Source organism: Arcicella rosea, assembly GCF_014204325.1.
In the GTDB taxonomy this organism is placed as follows: domain Bacteria; phylum Bacteroidota; class Bacteroidia; order Cytophagales; family Spirosomataceae; genus Arcicella; species Arcicella rosea_A.
On record NZ_JACHKT010000009.1, the window covers coordinates 72152 to 90982 of the forward strand.

An 18831-nucleotide genomic window follows, 5' to 3' on the forward strand; every position below is an offset into this window, starting at 1 on the left:
GTATGAAAATTTCATCTTTAATCCTTGCAGCGGGTAGTTCTAGCCGCTTAGGTAGTCCTAAACAACTTGTTGAATACAAAGGAGAAATACTTGTAAGTAAAATTACTCAATTGGCATTAGCGATTACTGATAATGTACTAATAGTTTTGGGTGCAAATGAAAATATCATACAACCCAAGTTGACAGAGTTAGTTCAAGAAAATCAACAAAAGTTAAAAGTAATAGTTAATACTGACTGGAATGAAGGAATTGGAAATTCTATCAGTTTTGGTGTAAAACAACTTTTTGATACTTCTGATGCTATTTTGATACTATTATGCGACCAACCCTTTGTTGGTTCCTTACTTTTGCAAAAAATGATGCAAGCTTTTGCAAATACAGAGTATTCGATAATTGCTTGTAAGTATGCGAATCAACTAGGAGTACCTATTTTATTTGGAAAAAAGTATTTTTTAGAACTAATGTCATTAAATGGCGACCTTGGAGCAAAAGTGCTATTAAAGCAGTATGGAGGTTCTGTTATGAGTATTGATTTCCCCGAGGGCATTTATGATATTGATACACAGGAAGATTTAGCGAAATTCTTGCTCAATGAATAGGATTTAAAACAAAAAAGCCGAAGGATTAGCTTCGACTTTTTGAAAAATAATCTACTTAATGACACAAATACGCTAGCGGGAGTACTACACAGTCAGATTATTTTTACTAATGGATCAAGTTAAAGTGGTGGTCAAGCATTATTGAAACGATTCTTTGTTGTAAATAAAAATAGCTGTCGTTGCCTAATGACAGTTTTTATTGTATTATCTTACTTCAAGACTTATTTTTTGCAAAGTTATGCAATCTTAAAGTTTTTTTAAATAGCCAAAGTGTCTATTTTATACGATTTATTAATTTGTATTGGTATAAAATACTCATACTTCTTGTTTTGCTAAAAATCTTGTAAATTCTACAAATGCTATGGAGTCGTTATCGGATAATTCAATTGAACAATTGTTTCGTAAATGTTTAGATGCTGTTAGTCTTGTGGCAGGAAGTGCCTCAGAAAAAACTATTGAGAAATATTTACAGGAACTTGGATACTTTAGTCTTAGTTCTACTTTACCGAATGCAGTATATCAAATTCTGGATATGCGAACGCTTACTTACAAATTTGTAGCCAATACTGAATTGGCATTGGGAATTCATCCTGATGATTTTTTAGAGAAAGGAGTACCGATGGTTTTGAGTATGATGGTTCCTGAAATGAAAAATGTTTCAGCGATACCTGAATTATTGAAGTTTATGTATAATTCTATTAAAGCGGCTCCTCGTGAGGTTCGAGAGAATTTTGTGGCTTATGGATATGGTATTCAGTATTTAAGACCCAGTAAAAAGCCATTTCATTCGATGGTTCAATTAATTGGATTGGAATTTGACGAGGAAGGTTTACCAACTTTATGTTTTTTGATTAATCAAGATATTGAGCATTTAGTCAAGAAGTTGGATAATTATTTAGGACGAGCAAGTTTTGGAAATAGTGATTTTGTGACGACTTTTTCTTCAAACGAAAAGCAAATAAAGAAGCAAGATGTTTTCTCAGATAGAGAGATTGATGTCCTGAAAATGCTATTGAAAGGTTATGACTCAAAAAAAATTGCAGAAAAACTATTTATTAGTTCTAACACGGTTGACAATCATCGAAAAAATATGATTCGTAAATTAGATGCACGAGATACCACTGCTTTAGTGCAACTCGCAAAACTTTTAGGTATTTTGAAATAAGAATAATACAGTACTTGCTGATTTTTCAATTATTAGAGCAATAGTTGTAAAATCAAGTTTCTTGAGGAAAGTGAAGCAAAAGATTTATTGGCGAGAGTTTTAATAGTTAATCTACCTAGAAAAAAATATTTCCATAAAAGTAGAACTCTTCATGTTACTTTTATGGAAATACTTAAAAGCTTATTCAATCAAGTTATGCTTTTTATTATATTCTACTATAAAAATAATCACCTCACCAATTATACCCACCGTCGCTGTGAAGGTATCTCCTAACCAAATTAAGATAAATGCAAAAACGATAAATAAGACAATCAACTGAGCTGTTGAAAGTTCATTGTCTTCTGAGTGTTGTGTTGAATTTGACATCGTTAGAATTTTTTTGTGAAAAAATAATTTATACTAAGATATGAAAAAATATAAAAAAATCAAGTGGATATTGGTGTTTACTTTTGTTTTTTTTCAATTATTGCTACAAAATCAAGTTGGAGCTCAAGAAAAGTCGATTTCGTTGGGAAATACTGCTGTTAAATTAAAAAACAATAATTTTTACTTGTTGAAAATTATCGACGAGCGACCAGATAAACGTAAAATAGGAATTGTTTATAATGAAGAAAAGGAAGACGTTTATTTGAAATTATTAAATGGAACTGCGAAAGCAAGTAATGAATTTTTAACGAAATTCTCTAAGAAAAATAACGCTTCTTATCCAATTGTACTTACAATAAAAGAGCTGAAAGTTGTTGAAAAAATAGTCAACTCAAAAATTGTGAATGGTTCTAGCGAAATTAAAGTAGAATTTGGTTTTATGCGAGATTCTACTTTAATAACCCTGACATCTTATCAAACGAAAATTTCTTTTACTCGTAGTTTTAATGTAACCGCCCGCTATCAGTATTTGATTGGAAGGTTATTTGATAAATCACTTCTTTATTTCGACCAATGGATAAGTATCAATTATGACAAAAGTCCTCTGCTGATAAAAGCTGTTCAATTGAATATTAAACCAGATTATGGAATTGATAATCCTATCAGTGGCGATACCGTTTTTTGGTCGAACAAGTATAAACTTTCATGGAAAGATTTTGAAGGTAAAAAACCATTGAGTACTAAATATGCGGCACAAGTGTTTACCAATTTTGAATATAATGCTTTGGCGAATATTAAAAACGGTGTTTTGATGATTGATTTACAATTAAAAGCTTATATGTTGAAAAGTGCATCTTGGACTTCACTGACACTTTCGGAAGAGCATCTTGCTCATGAACAATTACATTTTGACATTACAAAAGTGATTGCAGAACGATACAAAAAGAAAGCTTCAAAAATGCTGACTATTGATGATTACGATAGCGAATTACAGCTTTTATTTATTGAAATGTATCGAGAATTGAATCGTTTACAAAAAGAATATGATGCAGAAAGTAATCATAGTATTAATTTTGTAGGACAACAAAAATGGCAATCACTCATTTCGGATGAATTGAGAGTAAACCGATAATCATAAAATTATATTTTAAAATGCGCAAACTGTCAATGGATGACCTTAACCGCCTTACAGCGGAGGAGTTTCAACAGGTAGAAAAATTTCCTTATGTTTTAATTTTGGACGATATTAGAAGTATGAATAACGTAGGTTCTGTATTTAGAACCGCAGACGCTTTTAAAGTAGATAAAGTATTTTTGGGCGGTATTACGGCAACGCCTCCACACCGAGAAATTCAAAAGACAGCTTTAGGAGCTGATGAAACTGTAACTTGGGAACACGTTGAAGATGTTTTAACCTTAGTCAAAACATTACAAGCTGAAGGTTATATCGTAGCGGCAGTTGAACAAGTTGAAAATAGTGTATCTTTATTAGGTTTTGAACCAGCACTTGATAAAAAATATGCTTTTGTATTTGGTAACGAAGTTTTTGGAGTAAGCCAGCAAGTGGTAGAACAAGCAGATTTTTGTTTAGAAGTACCACAATTCGGCACAAAGCATTCTTTGAACATTTCGGTAACAACTGGTGTAATTTGCTGGGATTTTGTAAGTAAATATTTAACAGCAAAAAATAATTAATATCAGTTATTTGAAAACTTAACACAAAAAATTTTTTTGCTTTCAACCTTATTGATACCTTCGTTTCAATTATATAATAATAATTTAATATTAAATTAATATTGATCATGAAATCAAACAATAAGACTCTTACCAACGAAATCTCAGCCCTTATTTTAGGTAAACTCCACGGGTTAAATGCAAAAAGTGCTAAGAAATTAGTGAAAGCTGTTGATGAAACAGCGAAAGAAATTGTAAAGAAGTACGCTAAACTTCAGAAAGAAGAAACTGAGGAAAAAGAGAAAGAAGCTAAAAAAGAAGCTAAGAAAGCGAAAGAAAAAGCTGAAAAAGTAGAAAAAGAAAAAGCAAAGGCAGCAGCAAAAGCAGAACTAGCAGCAAAAATTGCCATTGTTACTGAAGACGAAGTAGTTGTGGAAAAGAAAGGGAAATCATCAAAGAAAAAAACAGCTGAAGTTTCTGAAGAAGTAACAAGTAAAGAAGCTAGCGAAGAAGCAGGAGCTTAAAATTACCGATTATCAAACAAATGAAAGAGTTTATCAAAAATGATATTAATTTTTGATAAACTCTTTTTGTTTTGTACTGTCGTTGTAATTCTGTTTGACTTTCTGCGACTCATTCCAAAACTATAACAAACTAAACCCGCACCATCGATGTCGAATATTTTAGAAGCCCGCCATGTGGTAAAACGTTATGCAGGACACACTGCTTTAGACAAAGTAAGTATTGAAGTACCAGCAGGTTCTATTTTTGGTTTGCTAGGGCCAAACGGAGCAGGGAAAACCTCTTTGATACGAATTATCAATCAAATTACTGCACCAGACGAGGGAGAAATCATTCTTCTTGGCGAAAAGTTACAACCCAAGCATATTGAAGTAATCGGATATTTACCCGAAGAGCGTGGTTTGTACAAAAAAATGAAAGTTGGCGAACAGTTACTTTATCTTGCTCAGCTAAAAGGTATGAGTAAAGCCGAAGCTACTGAAAAACTGAAACACTGGTTTATAAAATTCGATATAAAAGATTGGTGGAATAAAAATGTTGAAGACCTTTCAAAAGGAATGCAACAAAAAACACAATTTATCGCAACGATTGTTCATGAACCTAAATTGATTATTCTTGATGAGCCTTTCTCTGGCTTCGACCCCATCAATGCCAATTTATTGAAAGATGAAATTCTAGAGTTAAAAGAAAAAGGAACAACTATTATTTTTTCTACACATAGAATGGAGTCCGTTGAAGAATTATGCGACCACATTGCATTGATAAATAAATCGAAAGTGGTACTTCATGGGGCAAAAAAAGAAGTAAAAAATCGTTTCAGAGATAATTCTTATACCATAGAATTTATTGGCACACTCAATGCAAATCCTTTGTTTTTTGAAGTATTAGATAGTAAACCTTTGGAAGATGGCATCACGCAATCTCATATCAAACTTGTTGAAGGAGTATCTGTAAATCAAATGATTACTGTTTTACTTGAGCAAGTAATGCTAATCTCTTTCAATGAAAATATTCCTTCATTCAATGAGATTTTTATCAAGGTGGTTGGTGGCGAAGCTAACGATATTCTTTGAAGTAACCTTAAACCAATTTTATACTCCCTTTTAAAACCCCAAAACGATGAATAAGATTTTACTGATTATCCAGCGAGAATATACAACCAGAGTAAGAAAAAAATCTTTTTGGATTGCTTCGCTTTTAGTGCCGATTCTTATCGCTGCAATTTATGCTATTCCGCTTTATTTATTTTTAAATTCAAACGATACCAAAACAATTGAGGTAGTCGATGAAAGTAAATTATTCAAAGGCAAATTGCAATCTGAGGAAGACATTACCTTTAAATTTATTGAAACTACTTTTGACCAAGCAAAGAAAAACTTATATAAAGGCAATGCCGACATTGTGGTGAGTATTCCTAAAGATATTCTTGATAATCCTAATGGCGTAAAAATGGTTGGGAAAAAGAGTATTGGTTTATCAACTCAATTTAGCATTCAGGGAAAAATACAGAATGAATTACGCAACATAAAATTGCAAAGAGCCAATATTGATTTAAAAGTTTTGGAAGAAAATAAAGTAAACGTAAATGCCAAAACTTATACGTTGAATGAAGATGGCGGCGAACAAAGTAGTAGTTCTACTGGTGCGATGATTTTAGCTGGTATTTTTGGAATGATATTATACATTTCCGCATTTTTGTACGGTTCACAAGTAATGAATGGTGTAATTGAAGAAAAAAGTAATAGAATTATTGAAGTGATGATTTCTTCAGTTCGTCCATTTCAATTAATGATGGGTAAAATTGTAGGAGTTGGTTTGGTCGGTCTTACTCAGTTCTTATTGTGGGGTGTACTTACTTTTGGTGCTTCAACAGCCACAACGGCAATTATGTCAGGTAAAATTCAAGAAAAAGTAGAAACGTTAAAGCAATCAGGAGCAGGTTCAGATGAGATTAAGAAGTATCAAGACTCTGTAAAAGACACCAATCCGCTTTCTAGTATTTCTCAAACAATTGAAAATATCTCACTTGCAAAAATCATTATTTGCTTCTTTTTATTTTACATCGGAGGATATTTACTGTACAGTTCACTTTTTGCGGCGATAGGTTCTGCTGTTGAAAATGCTTCGGAAGCACAGCAATTCATGTTCCCCGTCACGATTCCAATTATCCTCTCGTTTATTTTAGCACAAGTAATTATTCAAAAACCTGATAGTCCAATTGCCTTTTGGGCATCAATTTTTCCACTGACTTCACCAATAGATATGATGGTAAGATTACCTTTTGGAGTACCAAATTGGGAAATTGCCTTATCTTTTGTACTATTAGTCTTTGGTTTTTTAGGAACAACTTGGTTTGCAGGAAAAGTATATCGAGTAGGAATTTTAATGTACGGTAAAAAGCCTACTTGGAAAGAAATTAGTAAATGGGTTTTTTATAAAGGATAAAATCAATAAAAATGCTTTTCAGACTACTGAAAAGCATTTTTATTTTCATAAAGATTTTATTTGGGTTGGTTTAATAAACCTAAATCTGGTTGAGAATACTTCAAGATTTTGATATACATATCCGTTTTGGTTTGAAAAACACCTTCAATATTAGGAATACGTTGATTGATTACTTCCAACAAGTGATTATTATCTCTACACATTACATCTACCTGAATATCGAAATCCCCAGAAGTAACAGCCAAAAAACTCACTTCTCTGAATTCTTGAAGCTGAGCAGCTACCGACTCGATAAGGTTGGCTGGTCGAACAGAAATTTTTATATGTACATAAGCATGAAAGCCTACTCTTGCAGTATTGACACGTCCAACAATTTGGATGGTTTTATCTTCAATAAGTTTACTCGCTCTGCTTCGGATGGTACTGGCAGAGGTTTTTAAGTTTTCGGCCATGTCAGTAAATGAACGGCGTCCGTCTTCTTGTAATTGACCCAAAATAGCAAAATCTAATTCGTCAAGAACAACTGCATTTTCGTTTGTATTGGTTGGTTGCGTAAGGCTCATAAAGTAGAAGAAAGTAAGTTCATCTATAATTTCCGAATTTTTAAGGAAAAATAAAAACTAAATTTTAATCTATTTTTGAAAATTCGTCAAAAAATAGGCATTTTTTGACGAAAAAGTAGAAAAAACAGGTAGTTTTTAGTGAAAAATAATAGAATCTACTTAGGTGATAATTTAGCTTTTTTTGATATGAATTGATACTTCAACACATTGTTTTAAAGCATTGAACCTTAGGCAAAAATTAATAGTTGAAGAAGTATGTATCAATTCGTGTAGAAAACTATTTTCAGAGAGCCAAAATTTAATTATGATTACCACCACAACTACTTACCAAGCTGCTCAAATGGTTTCTGAAACTGTAGAAAGCCATTTTGTATTTCATCATCAAAAAGCAATTAATCATGATGGAAAAGTACTTGCTCCCATTCCTAATAGTCAGGTAATAGAATCAATTATTGATGCTACTTTTTGGGCAAGTCTTCGTCGTGAAGAAGGGCGTTTCCCTAAAATTTCCATTGCATTTCTACCACCAAATTTAACCGAACAGCCGCTCATATTTGAAAATAAATTGTTGTTTAATCCCTATGTATTAACCAAATTAGCACCTTCTGTAGAACATGCGGGTATTCATCTTGGCGTTTGGATTGAAAACGATGAATTATATATTTGGGGAACAACCACCAATATTCCTGGATTATGTTTTGTGTTAGAAGTAGTTGAGCCCGGTTTGTTAGTCGTAAAACATCGAAGAACAGATGGCTTTGGGAAATTTATCAATGTTGCAGTTTTGAAAGGTGATCAGATTAAAATTATTGATGAAAATAGTAGTACATTACCCGATTGTCCTGCTTTAATTGGTTCGATGATAGGAGTGGCTTCACCTTCTTCTTGGAATGATTCTCTGAACGTATTAGTACAATTGGCAGTGGCGATGCGAGCTCATCAAAGAGGAGGAGCTTTACTGATTGTTCCTTCAAAACACGATAATTGGCGTTCTTCAATAATTTATCCAATTACTTATTCGTTGCAACCTGTTTTTGCAGGACTTTCATTGCTGAATGACAAATCGATTGATTTGCAAAATTATGCTTCGCAAAGTAAACTCAATCAAGCCATTAATGGTGTTGCAGGGCTTACTGCTGTTGACGGTGCTACAATTATTAATGACCAATTTGAAGTATTGGCTTTTGGTGCAAAAATAGGACGTTCACCTTCAGGCAAAGCACTTGAAGCAATTTTAGTGACTGAACCAATTGTAGGAAATGAACCTCAGGTAGTACATCCTGTACAGAATGGAGGAACAAGGCATCTTTCTGCTGCTCAATTTGTTTATGATCAGCGTGATGCAATTGCTATGGTGGCTTCGCAAGATGGAAGATTTACGATTTTTTCATGGTCGCCATGTGAAAGAATGGTTCATGCACATCGTGTAGATACTTTGCTGTTATAAGTTAACAAAAAACACTTAGTCCATCATAAGCTAACTTGATGTAAGCAGGAAGCTCTTCATCAACATCATGGTGTAAGCCCATTTGATGACTTATGTGTGTAATAAAAGCTTGTTCTGGTTTGATTTTATCAAGTACTTCAATCGCTTCTGATAGCGTAAAATGCGATAAGTGTTTTTCTTTTCGCAAAGCACCAATTACTACAATTTTAGAACCTCTTATTTTTTCGATTGCTTCATCAGAAATGAAATTTACGTCTGTAATGTACGTAAAATCTCCAATTCTAAATCCATAGACTGGAAGCTTGTAATGCAATACTTCAATAGGAGTGAAGGTGATTCCTTCTATCTCAAATGGCGTATTATGAATTTCGTTGAGTGTAATTTGCGGAGTGCCAGGATATTTTATCGCTGTAAAAGCATACGCAAACTCTTGTTGGATTTGCTCCAAAACAGACGGGCGAGCATAAATAGGCATATCTCTTTTCTGAGAGAAATTGTAGGCTCTTACGTCGTCTAATCCTGCTGTATGGTCTTTGTGTTCGTGAGTGAAAATTACGGCATCAAGCTTATGAATGCGTTCACGAAGCATTTGCTGACGAAAGTCAGGGCCAGTATCAATAACAAAGCTTTTGTCGGCTATTTCTAGGTGAATAGAAACCCTAAGACGTTTATCACGGAAGTCGAGAGATTGGCAAACTTCACAACCACAAGCAATGACAGGTACTCCTTGGGATGTTCCAGTGCCTAGGAAGGTAATTCTCATAAAATGATGAAGTATCAATTATGAGTTATGAATATATAATGATAGAAATTACAGCTTCATAACTCATAATTCATTTTCATAACTATTCTGTAAGTGATTTTACTTGTGCTACTAAAGCATCAAAATTAAGAGGCTTAGCAAGCATATCATCAAAACCAGCTTCTTTGAAATCTTCCATTGAATAATTTCTAGCATTACCAGTAATAGCAATCATTGGTATTTTGGCTTTAGCTTCATCTTTCAAACCACGTACTGCTTTAGCACATTCCATGCCATCCATTACGGGCATATTAATATCTAGCAAAATGATGTCAAAATCTTCTTTTTCAAGAGCATCTAACACTTGTTGCCCATTTTTAACAGAGTGAATTTCGAAGTTTTGAAATTCTAAAATCTTCTTAGCAAGGTTCTGGATAACTGAGCTATCTTCGGCAATCAGGACTTTCTTCATATTAAGGTTAATGATTGATTAATGTGGTAAAGATAAGTAACAGGAAACAATTAACAATTACCAATTAATAATTAAGCGTTTTTTTTGTAATTAATCTTTACTTTTAAAGGTAAGTATTTACATCTATAAGCATTGTAAAGCTAATCAAAAATATTAAAAATCGCTTGTGAAATTATCATCAAATTCAATAATGTGCTATTATGAGTGAATAAAATGATAAGTTTCTACATAAAAAAACTTGTTTGCAGTAGAACGCAAACAAGTTGGGTAATTTATTTTAGCAGAGATAATTACTTTACTTTGAAAGCAACAGCAACTTTATCCCACATCAACGTTACGTCGCCATTATTTTCAGCTTTGATGGTAAAACGTTCCATCATATCGTTAGCTTTTGGCGTAGCTTTTACTCTCAAAGCATCTTCTGCTTCACTATATTTGAAAGCTCCCCATTGTTTAGCAACTTTATTAAAAATAATTGTCCATTCTTTTTCTCCAGGAATAGTAAATAGAGCATATTTTCCAGCTTTCAATGTTTGTCCTTGTACTGTTACATCTTTACTTACTTCAAAAGTGGTGGCATCATTTGCTCCTGTACGCCATACTTTACCGTAAGGTGCCAAATTCCCATCCCAAACATTACGTCCTTTTACGGCAGGTTGACTGTAATTGATTGTTAAAGTAGCTTCGCCGATAGTCGCAGAAGTAGAAGCTGCTGGAGAAGGTTTTGATTTGGTTTCAGTCATTGCCTCATGTTGAGCATTGCTGATAAAAGCTGTAACAGTAAAAAAAGCTAAAAAAAGTAATTTTTTCATTTTTGTAAATCAGTTTAAGTTATTTTTGAAAGGAGTTCTCCAACAAAGGAAACGCAAAAGATTTTATAAAGTTTTATTTTAAGGGAGTTATTTTAAGGCAAAATTGTTATATTTCTATTAAACGATTATTATAATTTAGTAGATGAAGAGATTTCTATTTTCAGAGAACCCCGTATTAACCTATTTTGATAAACAATTTGAGCAAGAAAATATTCGAAGAGAACGACAAAGAGCTGGTGTTTTATTAATTTTTTTTTCGATTAGTTTTCTTTCTTATGCTTTGTTTGCCAAAACAGTATATCAGTTGAATTACTTGAATGGGCATGAAAACGTTCCTCAAATTATATTTTTGTACTTGGCATTTATGACCTTTTACGAACTTACAGTTTGGATTTCAATGAAGTACCTTTTAAAAGTAATGAGCAAAATGCCTTTAGTGGCAAAATTTGGGAATGCTTCATTGGAAATTACTTTACTTACTTTGGTGATGTATTTTGCTAGTCAAGAATATAACCACCCAATTCTGATAGTCCTTTCTCCTTTAGTGTATATCTACTTTATTTTTATCATACTTTCTACTTTACGTTTAAGTTTTGCTGTGTCGTTATGGACTGGACTTTTAGCTGGAGTGGAATACTTTTTTCTGAGTAATCATTTGATAGAATCGGGGACTATTGTTTCCGAACATGATATTTACACGAAACAAATGTTTTCGTATTTGCTCAAAACGTTTTCGTTAGTTTTCGGAGGATTATCTGCTGGATATGTGGCGATGCAAATCCGTAAAAGTATTCAACTTTCGATAGAAAGAATGGAAACGCAAGAGCATATTGTAGAAATGTTTGGTCAGCAAGTTTCGCCAGAAGTAGTACAAGTAATGTTGGAACAAAACGGTATTTTAAAAGCCAAACATCAAAAAGTAAGTATTATGTTTTTAGATATTCGGAATTTTACCGTGTATGCAGATAAGCATACTGCCGAAGAAGTAATGAATTATCAAAACGTTTTTTTTGAAGTTGTGGCGAATACCGTCAATGAGTATAAAGGAATTGTGAATCAATTTTTAGGCGATGGCTGTATGGTGACGTTTGGTGCACCTATTCCTTTAGAAAATCCTTCTGAAAATGCTGTTAAAGCAGGTTTGAGTATTATTGAAAAAATCAGTAAAATGAATGAATTGGGAACGATTCCGAATACTGGAGTAGGGATTGGGATTCATACAGGAGATGCTGTTGTTGGAAATATCGGAACAGACTCTCGTCAACAATATAACATTACTGGAAATGTAGTAATACAGGCAGCTAGAATTGAACAACTGAATAAAAAATATCAATCTCAGTTATTGATTAGCCAAGAAGTAATGGATGAAATTTCTGCGATTCCGATTGATACTGTTCAAGTCGGTTCTGTAAAATTGAAAGGGATGGAAAATGAAATGTTTTTATGGAAATTAGCATAAACAAACATGAGTCATCCCGAATTTTTTCTTAGAATAGTGAGGTTTAGGACGATTTGAGAGTTTTTTTTATTTATTATTGTACAATCCTTACTTTTCTTGTCTTGAAACAAGAAAAGTAACAAAAGAAATTCAAGAATTCCTAAACTCGCTTCGCTCAAACAGTAGGAATTCGTTGCCCATCAATCATAAAAAAGCGGTCGAAATTAGTTTTTTGACCGCTTTTTTGTGATTTTAAAATTTGGGATGACTCATGTTTGTTTAGAAAAATAACCCAGCTTTTACCGAAAATAAATTACTTTCTTCAGTTATTCCGTACATGCCTGTAATGACAACCATGTTGAACGGAGCAAGCCAAACACCAGCTCCGTAGCCATGATGCCATTTCTCAGAATTTTCGTTAGGATTCCATACTCTACCAACATCGTTGAATGCAAGTACGCCTGCATACGCTGGAAATAAATATGATTTGATATTGATGACTTTCAAACGAATTTCTGTATTGTTATAAAAAGATGATTTTCCCGAAAAACGAGTACGTCTGAAACCTCTAATATTACTTAAACCGCCTAAAGAATTGGCTTGATACAATTCATAATCAGCAAGGTTCATCCCGCCGCCGAAACGAGTAGCCAAACTAACAACCGCTGGTAATTTAAACGTATAATAAAATGATAAATCCGTTTTTAAATTAGCATAATTGTTTTTCGTAACGTCGTTTGCACCTTTTTGTAAAGTAGCATCAAAATTCCATAAAAGACCTCTTGTTGGAAAAACGATGTTATCTCTATTATCAAGAACAAATCCAGTTTTTAAGCCGATAAAAAACTTGTCTTGGTAAATTTCATCACCATTTGGAATAGACTTCGTGAATTCATGAATAAAACGTTTTGGGTTTTCTTTGATATGCCATTCGTTTTTGATAGCTCCATAATACAAAGTCAACTTATTGAATCGGCTTTTGAAAAGTGCAGTAATTTCTTCGTTTTCATACTGAATTCTGTAATAATCAATGCCTTTTTCTTGTTTGTATTCAGATTCGTTACTCAAGCCAAAAAAATTATCAACCAAACCACCTTGTTGAAGATTGGCTTTTAGTTCAAAATCTGTCTTACCGATTACATCCATAAATTCTCCTTTGTAGAAAATATTGTATGAATTTGTTCCGAAAGCATAATTCCCGGAAATGGAATGTTGTGAAGCGAATGGGTCTTTTCTAAAACCTTGACGAGTCCACTGCAAACCTGTTCCGATAAAAATTCCATCGTCTACATTGAAGGCAAATGAACCAAGCGGAGCTACTCTATCATATTTAAAAGCTTCCCGATTATAATCATTTACGGTCTTTTTCTTACTGGTTAAATCTTTAGCTTCCGAACCTACATATAAACTTGTATTGTCTTTTTTATCATAAATATAAGTTTTCTTTCCTAAGCCTGCTACAGCCGAAGAGTCACTGAAAATATCTTTTCCTTTTCCGCCAATCAGCCTTACTTTAATGCCTCTGTTGGCTTTACCTAAAACTTGGAAATTGTCTTCGCCATCCAATCCCCAAATTCTAATTTCTTTAGTGATTTTGGGTTCAAAAGTTCTTTCATAGAGTATTCTACCAATTGCTCCATTTTTCTTTTGGTCATAAACAGTTACTTTAGTTTCGCCATTTTCTAGTCTATTTACAAAGAAATACTCGTCTTTATCACTTCCTAAAATATCAACTTCTTTACTCAGAAATTCATAAAGTTCTTTAGAGTAAGTAGCTAAATCATCACGACGTTGTTTTAGTTTTTTAGCAATAATAGCCGAATGTTCTGGAAAATTCGGAAAATGGCTTACGGCTGAATCAATGACTGAATCACTAATTTTTTGTTGTAATTCTGTTGCCATTGAAAGCCAATCTTTTTCAGAAGATTGTGTCAGAAAAGAACGGTCGAAGTAACGGGCATTGAATGCCAAACCCGCCACATCACGAATTTTATAATCGAATCCTTGAATTTTGGGTAAAATCCATTTTCTGGAAATAATAGTCGGTAAAAGCCCTTGATTGACAAAAAAAGCTTGGTCACGGTCACGTGGAATGGGTCTATAAGTAAGTCCTTTGTCCTGACCATTTTCAAAACCAGCCCAACGCCATTGGTCTTCGTGGCGATCCCAATCGCCAATGAGCATATCTAATAATCTTGCCCTGATTACTTCTTTTTCATCAATGTTGTTGTGGTTATCCTCTGCAAGTTTTTCCACAACTTTTTGTGTACTCTGGATTTTTTTATAACCAGCAAAGCTACCTTCTGGTCTTTCTTCAAAAAGGGCTAATTGATTGGTAAAAAGTCGTTTGTAATTTCCTAAAACATTACTTTCTGGGATAATAACCAAAGAAGGATTGGTATGCAAAACACCAGCCGCTTCTGCCAAATGAGAAGCCACCAATGCAGCAAATGGATGCGAAGCAGAAATTTGGTCAGAAACAATATCAGTCGTAAACTGACTACGGATGGCTTCTGGAACGGCTCTTTCAGGATATTTTTCTACGGAACGAGTAACGAATTGCTCGCCTTTAGTATTTTGGTAACGCAAAGAAAGTGTTTGATAGCCGCCACCTCTTTGAATTACTTTCAAGCCTCCTTGCTCATGTTCAAAGTCAATTGTTTTGGGTTTGATGGCTGTTGTCCAAACATCTCTATAATTTTTACCCAATAAAAAAGCTTTGAATTTTCCAGCTTTATAATTTGAATTAGGTACAATTCCTTCTGTTTGTATTTTGGCAGTTTGTAAATCTCTTGGATCAACGGCATTAGTATTGAGCAATATTTCGGTACTGTAAAGTTCTTTACCATTCTCGCCATCGCCTCCCAAAAAAGTAAGTATTGTTTTATTATCGAAAAAATCTAATCGAGCAAAGCCAATTTGTGAACTCGCAAATTTGGAATCTTTGCCCATTTTTACGGGCGTATTTTTTGAGCCTGCACCAGAAGTAATATAATTGATAGAATCTCTTTGAATCAACTGTAAATTATGTTCGTGACCATTGGCATAAATTACATTTTTGTATTGCTTGAAAATTCCGACCAACCCATCACGCATTTGTTTGTATTTTGGATGTGGAATATCTTGAATATTTCCAATTAAACTTCTGTATAAAGGATAAATCGAACCTAAAACGGGAAGAGGAATAGGAACATTTAATTCATGAAAAGGTAAAAGATGATCTTGTAAAGTAAAATATCCACCATGTGAACCGTGCGAATACATGGGATGATGCCCCATTACAATCACTTTTTTATGGCGATTTCGGTCTAAAATATCGCTTACGCTCACTAGCATTTCCTCTAGTGATTTTACTTCACAGTCAGATTCTGCCTCTGGTTTTCTCCAAGGATGAAGCCACCATTGTGTATCTAAAATAACTGCAGTTAATTGGTCATTCAGGGCTACTTCGTGTGGGGTCGGACAGCCACCCTTTGGGAAAAACACATCTTCTCTTTTCAAAAAATCAGAAACAAATTTTTCTTGATTTTTAATATACTCCCAGCCCTTTTTTCCACCTTGTTGCCAATCGTGGTTTCCTGGAATGATAAAAGGTTTTCCTTCATAATCTTTTAAAATGCCTAACTGGTCTGCTAAACGGGCAGAATCTCGACTATGGTTTGCTTCATCAAGATTATTCAAACCTTTTGGATAAACATTATCACCCAAAAAAAACACCGAAGAGTTTTTTCCAGCTTTTTGCATTTGCCTTTTTAATGGTGTAAGCACTTGGTTTGCACCATTTTTGGGTGGTTCGCCAGCGTCTCCAATCAAAAAGATAGAGTAATTGGGAGTGGTTTGACTATAGCCCAATGTTGCATTCCCTAAGATAGAAAGTAATAGACTAAAGCCAGTAACAATGTTCTGTTTGAGAGCTGTCTTCATATATTTTTTGGTTGATAAAGATTGAGGTTTAGTAATGGCTTACAGACAAAACTATTTATTTTTTGTAATCAAATTCTAAAATGTAACCATCGCCTCCATCGCCTTCAGATGAAATAAATAAGTTTCCATCAGGAGTAAAACAAATGCCTTCTGGTTGTATATAAAGTGAAGGATTCAAATCTACTAAAGCTTCTTTGGCACCGTCTTTCGATAAAATTAAGAGTTTTTTTCCTTGTGAAGCAATGATAAAAACTTGCTGAGTAATTGGGTGTACTGCAATTCCTGAAGGTCTGAACATTTTTTTGCCATCTTTTCCTTTTAACTTTTCATCAGGAATGGCGATAGACTTGAACAATACTTTACGTTTAAAATCATAAGCGTAAATCATTTTTTTATTATCAACATCTTTTACTCTTTGCTTGGCAGCTAATAGTAAATTTCCTGTTGCAGGGTCGTAGCCAAGTCCTTCGTATTCAATTACATCTGGGTCGCTACAATCAATTTCTCTTTCAAAAGCTTCACCAATTTTAAAGCTATTAATCATGCCATTGCTTTTCAGGACAAATACTTCATTTCCAATTACTTCCACGCCTTCATAGTCGCCTTTTTTGCCAAAGGGAATTGTCTGTGAAATTTCTTTTTTAACAAAGTCGAAAATAAAAACTTTGCCTTGTTCGTCATTAATGCAAGCTAATTGATTATTTTTATAGAATGACAGCCCAGAAATTTCTTGAAGACTACTCGGTAAGGTGATTTTTTGAGTAGGATTTTCAAAGTCGTATTGAAGTTTCAATGCTTCTACTTCTTCTTGTTGAATTGCTTTTTCTTGTTTTTTATTTTTATGTTCACAAGAAAAAAACGACATTGGAACGAAAGTTAGTAGCGTTAAAGTTTTAGAAGAAATCATGATGCTTTTTATTTAATGTTATAAGTATATTATGCAAACAGAATTGCTCATAAAGGTACAAGAATATGCTGAAGGAATTTTAAAGAAATTACCTGCGGAATTGATTTATCATAATTTGGGACATACCCAGCATGTGGTAAAGGTTTCTGAGGAAATTGGTAAAGCTTCTGACCTTTCAGATAAAGCGTTGGAAACAATCCTGATTGCTGCTTGGTTACATGACATCGGTTATCAAGAAGGATGTATCAAACATGAGGATAGAAGTAAACTTATGGCGAAAACGTTTTTGGAAGGCTTAGAAGTTCCAGAAAAGCGTATCAAAAAAGTTTTAGGTTGTATTGAAGCAACAAAAATGCCTCAAAATCCGCAGAATGAAAAAGAGATGATTCTTTGTGATGCCGATTTATCACATTTGGCTTCACCTGATTTTATGAATTATTCTGAAGCTTTGAGAATGGAGTTATGTGCTATTTTACAAAGTATTGGAGAAAAAAGATGGTGGGAATCAACCGTAGAATTAATTCAAAATCATCATTATTTTACAGAATATGCTCGTGAACATTTTGAAGCTTCAAAACAAGAAAATTTGAAAAAAGGTATTTTGAAATTGGCTGAATTTCAAGGAGAAAGTAATTTTGAAATGCCGATTCCAGCCATCTCAGAAACTCACGAAAGTAAGTTTGAAAAGAAAATCAGAAAAGAAACTGAAAAACTTAAAAAGCCAGACCGTGGAATTGAAACGATGTTTAGAACAACATCAACAAATCACTTTCAACTTTCTGCCATGGCTGACAATAAAGCCAATATAATGATTTCGGTGAATTCAATCATTATTTCATTGGTATTGAGTGTGTTGGCTAGAAAATTAGAGGACTGGCCCAATTTAATTCTTCCGACTGCATTATTGACAATTGTGTGTTTAGTCGCTACTATTTTTGCGATTTTGGCTGTTCGTCCAAATGTTACTTCTGGTAGATTTACCCGTGAAGACATTGAAGAGAAAAAGGCAAACTTACTTTTTTTTGGTAATTTTCACCAAATGGAATTGACTGATTATGAATGGGGAATGCGTGAAATGATGAATGATTCTGATTTCCTTTACGCAAGTATGACCCGTGATATTTATTATCTGGGTAAAGTATTGGGCATAAAATATAAATACCTAAGAGTATCTTATACTGTTTTTATGTTTGGTTTTGCTGCATCAGTTTTATCATTTGCCATTGCCATGTACTTTTTTAAGTAGATTTTTTATCGGAATGTCCCAAACTTTTTTCTGGACACACAAGGTCTCTAACGATTTGTTTAAGTTCCTTCGCTTCTGGAAAATGTCCTTCTCTTTTTCTATCGAAAATCACTTCATTTTCTAAAAAAACTTGAAAACGCCCAGACACTTCGCTTGGGCGTAAACTTACTTCTCCTAATTCTTCCACAAAAGTGGTAAGTAATTCCTGAGCCATCCAAGCGGAACGCATCAGCCAATTACATTTTGGGCAGTATTCTATCGTGATTTTGGGTTTCATTGTAGCTTTCGGTTGTCTGTCATCGGCTTTCTGCCTTTCGGTTTGTATTAATTAAAGCCTTTATTGATAATTTCGTCATAATTAATCGACTGCTTGTTTAAAAGCATCATACTGATATTAGAACGACTAAATACTTTTTGCTGAAGTACTAAAGCTGAAAAAATTTTGTCTCGGACGATTATCAAAATCTCTTGTTCCTGTTTGGAGATTCATGGTATCGGTTCTGAGGTTG

At 33.7% G+C, this 18831-nt stretch carries 18 protein-coding genes; 10 read left to right on the plus strand and 8 right to left on the minus strand.

The features are described from left to right. Positions 1 to 2: 2 nt before the first annotated feature. Both HNP25_RS07995 and HNP25_RS08000 read left to right on the plus strand, forming a co-directional pair. Entirely contained in the window at positions 3 to 599 is a 597-nt protein-coding gene (locus tag HNP25_RS07995; protein ID WP_184133006.1) for a nucleotidyltransferase family protein, read from the plus strand. A 361-nt stretch (positions 600 to 960) separates the two neighbouring features. Continuing rightward, positions 961 to 1764, plus strand: coding sequence for a response regulator transcription factor (locus HNP25_RS08000; RefSeq protein ID WP_184133009.1), 804 nt, complete (start codon positions 961 to 963; stop codon positions 1762 to 1764). Positions 1765 to 1944: 180 nt separating this feature from the next. Here the strand turns inward: HNP25_RS08000 and HNP25_RS08005 are convergent, their stop codons facing one another. Then, positions 1945 to 2130: a hypothetical protein gene (locus HNP25_RS08005; RefSeq protein ID WP_184133012.1), complete on the minus strand. Its 186-nt coding sequence runs from the start codon at positions 2128 to 2130 to the stop codon at positions 1945 to 1947. A 40-nt stretch (positions 2131 to 2170) separates the two neighbouring features. Here HNP25_RS08005 and HNP25_RS08010 point away from each other — a divergent pair, with 40 nt between their 5' ends. The 5 genes from HNP25_RS08010 (at position 2171) to HNP25_RS08030 (ending at position 6771) form a co-directional block, all read left to right on the plus strand. Next, positions 2171 to 3262 (plus strand): two-component system regulatory protein YycI, encoded by a 1092-nt coding sequence (locus tag HNP25_RS08010; RefSeq protein WP_184133014.1) that lies wholly within the window; start codon positions 2171 to 2173, stop codon positions 3260 to 3262. A 20-nt stretch (positions 3263 to 3282) separates the two neighbouring features. Further along, the gene (locus HNP25_RS08015; RefSeq protein ID WP_184133017.1) at positions 3283 to 3825 is read left to right on the plus strand and encodes an RNA methyltransferase; all 543 of its coding nucleotides are present in this window, start codon (positions 3283 to 3285) and stop codon (positions 3823 to 3825) included. Positions 3826 to 3932: 107 nt separating this feature from the next. After that, positions 3933 to 4328, plus strand: a complete 396-nt coding sequence (locus tag HNP25_RS08020; RefSeq protein ID WP_184133020.1) for a hypothetical protein — start codon at positions 3933 to 3935, stop codon at positions 4326 to 4328. A 147-nt stretch (positions 4329 to 4475) separates the two neighbouring features. Next, entirely contained in the window at positions 4476 to 5399 is a 924-nt protein-coding gene (locus HNP25_RS08025; protein ID WP_184133023.1) for an ABC transporter ATP-binding protein, read from the plus strand. Positions 5400 to 5445: 46 nt separating this feature from the next. Then, positions 5446 to 6771: an ABC transporter permease gene (locus HNP25_RS08030; RefSeq protein WP_184133026.1), complete on the plus strand. Its 1326-nt coding sequence runs from the start codon at positions 5446 to 5448 to the stop codon at positions 6769 to 6771. 56 nt (positions 6772 to 6827) lie between these two features. Here HNP25_RS08030 and HNP25_RS08035 read toward each other — a convergent pair whose 3' ends face one another. Next, positions 6828 to 7334, minus strand: coding sequence for an Lrp/AsnC family transcriptional regulator (locus HNP25_RS08035; RefSeq protein ID WP_184133029.1), 507 nt, complete (start codon positions 7332 to 7334; stop codon positions 6828 to 6830). A 304-nt stretch (positions 7335 to 7638) separates the two neighbouring features. Here HNP25_RS08035 and HNP25_RS08040 point away from each other — a divergent pair, with 304 nt between their 5' ends. Further along, positions 7639 to 8781: a putative sensor domain DACNV-containing protein gene (locus HNP25_RS08040; protein ID WP_184133032.1), complete on the plus strand. Its 1143-nt coding sequence runs from the start codon at positions 7639 to 7641 to the stop codon at positions 8779 to 8781. Position 8782: 1 nt separating this feature from the next. Here the strand turns inward: HNP25_RS08040 and HNP25_RS08045 are convergent, their stop codons facing one another. From HNP25_RS08045 to HNP25_RS08055, 3 genes are all read right to left on the minus strand, one after another. Next, on the minus strand, positions 8783 to 9544 hold the full coding sequence (locus HNP25_RS08045; protein WP_184133035.1) for an MBL fold metallo-hydrolase: 762 nt from the start codon (positions 9542 to 9544) through the stop codon (positions 8783 to 8785). An 82-nt stretch (positions 9545 to 9626) separates the two neighbouring features. Next, a complete protein-coding gene (locus tag HNP25_RS08050; protein WP_184133038.1) occupies positions 9627 to 9995 on the minus strand; it encodes a response regulator in 369 nt (122 codons plus the stop codon). Positions 9996 to 10285: 290 nt separating this feature from the next. Beyond that, complete coding sequence (locus HNP25_RS08055) at positions 10286 to 10807, minus strand: DUF2911 domain-containing protein (RefSeq protein WP_184133041.1); 522 nt, start codon at positions 10805 to 10807, stop codon at positions 10286 to 10288. Positions 10808 to 10949: 142 nt separating this feature from the next. Here HNP25_RS08055 and HNP25_RS08060 point away from each other — a divergent pair, with 142 nt between their 5' ends. Continuing rightward, positions 10950 to 12266: an adenylate/guanylate cyclase domain-containing protein gene (locus HNP25_RS08060; RefSeq protein WP_184133044.1), complete on the plus strand. Its 1317-nt coding sequence runs from the start codon at positions 10950 to 10952 to the stop codon at positions 12264 to 12266. 258 nt (positions 12267 to 12524) lie between these two features. Here the strand turns inward: HNP25_RS08060 and HNP25_RS08065 are convergent, their stop codons facing one another. Both HNP25_RS08065 and HNP25_RS08070 read right to left on the minus strand, forming a co-directional pair. Beyond that, positions 12525 to 16169, minus strand: coding sequence for a metallophosphoesterase (locus HNP25_RS08065; protein WP_184133046.1), 3645 nt, complete (start codon positions 16167 to 16169; stop codon positions 12525 to 12527). 55 nt (positions 16170 to 16224) lie between these two features. Continuing rightward, a complete protein-coding gene (locus tag HNP25_RS08070) occupies positions 16225 to 17076 on the minus strand; it encodes an SdiA-regulated domain-containing protein (RefSeq protein WP_184133048.1) in 852 nt (283 codons plus the stop codon). A 31-nt stretch (positions 17077 to 17107) separates the two neighbouring features. On the opposite strand from HNP25_RS08070, the gene HNP25_RS08075 reads away from it, so the two are divergent. After that, positions 17108 to 18322, plus strand: a complete 1215-nt coding sequence (locus HNP25_RS08075; protein WP_184133050.1) for a Pycsar system effector family protein — start codon at positions 17108 to 17110, stop codon at positions 18320 to 18322. On the opposite strand, the gene HNP25_RS08080 is transcribed toward HNP25_RS08075, so the two are convergent. Next, the gene (locus tag HNP25_RS08080; protein ID WP_184133052.1) at positions 18315 to 18599 is read right to left on the minus strand and encodes an Rdx family protein; all 285 of its coding nucleotides are present in this window, start codon (positions 18597 to 18599) and stop codon (positions 18315 to 18317) included. The two genes, HNP25_RS08075 and HNP25_RS08080, sit on opposite strands and share 8 nt — an antisense overlap. Positions 18600 to 18831: the final 232 nt, after the last annotated feature.

What these genes read in the sequence shown, in the direction of transcription:
- HNP25_RS07995 (WP_184133006.1), top strand. Translation starts at nt 3, where the DNA reads ATGAAAATTTCATCTTTAATCCTTGCAGCGGGTAGTTCTAGCCGCTTA.
- HNP25_RS08000 (WP_184133009.1), top strand. Translation starts at nt 961, where the DNA reads ATGGAGTCGTTATCGGATAATTCAATTGAACAATTGTTTCGTAAATGT.
- HNP25_RS08005 (WP_184133012.1), bottom strand. Translation starts at nt 2,130, where the DNA reads ATGTCAAATTCAACACAACACTCAGAAGACAATGAACTTTCAACAGCT.
- HNP25_RS08010 (WP_184133014.1), top strand. Translation starts at nt 2,171, where the DNA reads ATGAAAAAATATAAAAAAATCAAGTGGATATTGGTGTTTACTTTTGTT.
- HNP25_RS08015 (WP_184133017.1), top strand. Translation starts at nt 3,283, where the DNA reads ATGCGCAAACTGTCAATGGATGACCTTAACCGCCTTACAGCGGAGGAG.
- HNP25_RS08020 (WP_184133020.1), top strand. Translation starts at nt 3,933, where the DNA reads ATGAAATCAAACAATAAGACTCTTACCAACGAAATCTCAGCCCTTATT.
- HNP25_RS08025 (WP_184133023.1), top strand. Translation starts at nt 4,476, where the DNA reads ATGTCGAATATTTTAGAAGCCCGCCATGTGGTAAAACGTTATGCAGGA.
- HNP25_RS08030 (WP_184133026.1), top strand. Translation starts at nt 5,446, where the DNA reads ATGAATAAGATTTTACTGATTATCCAGCGAGAATATACAACCAGAGTA.
- HNP25_RS08035 (WP_184133029.1), bottom strand. Translation starts at nt 7,334, where the DNA reads ATGAGCCTTACGCAACCAACCAATACAAACGAAAATGCAGTTGTTCTT.
- HNP25_RS08040 (WP_184133032.1), top strand. Translation starts at nt 7,639, where the DNA reads ATGATTACCACCACAACTACTTACCAAGCTGCTCAAATGGTTTCTGAA.
- HNP25_RS08045 (WP_184133035.1), bottom strand. Translation starts at nt 9,544, where the DNA reads ATGAGAATTACCTTCCTAGGCACTGGAACATCCCAAGGAGTACCTGTC.
- HNP25_RS08050 (WP_184133038.1), bottom strand. Translation starts at nt 9,995, where the DNA reads ATGAAGAAAGTCCTGATTGCCGAAGATAGCTCAGTTATCCAGAACCTT.
- HNP25_RS08055 (WP_184133041.1), bottom strand. Translation starts at nt 10,807, where the DNA reads ATGAAAAAATTACTTTTTTTAGCTTTTTTTACTGTTACAGCTTTTATC.
- HNP25_RS08060 (WP_184133044.1), top strand. Translation starts at nt 10,950, where the DNA reads ATGAAGAGATTTCTATTTTCAGAGAACCCCGTATTAACCTATTTTGAT.
- HNP25_RS08065 (WP_184133046.1), bottom strand. Translation starts at nt 16,169, where the DNA reads ATGAAGACAGCTCTCAAACAGAACATTGTTACTGGCTTTAGTCTATTA.
- HNP25_RS08070 (WP_184133048.1), bottom strand. Translation starts at nt 17,076, where the DNA reads ATGATTTCTTCTAAAACTTTAACGCTACTAACTTTCGTTCCAATGTCG.
- HNP25_RS08075 (WP_184133050.1), top strand. Translation starts at nt 17,108, where the DNA reads ATGCAAACAGAATTGCTCATAAAGGTACAAGAATATGCTGAAGGAATT.
- HNP25_RS08080 (WP_184133052.1), bottom strand. Translation starts at nt 18,599, where the DNA reads ATGAAACCCAAAATCACGATAGAATACTGCCCAAAATGTAATTGGCTG.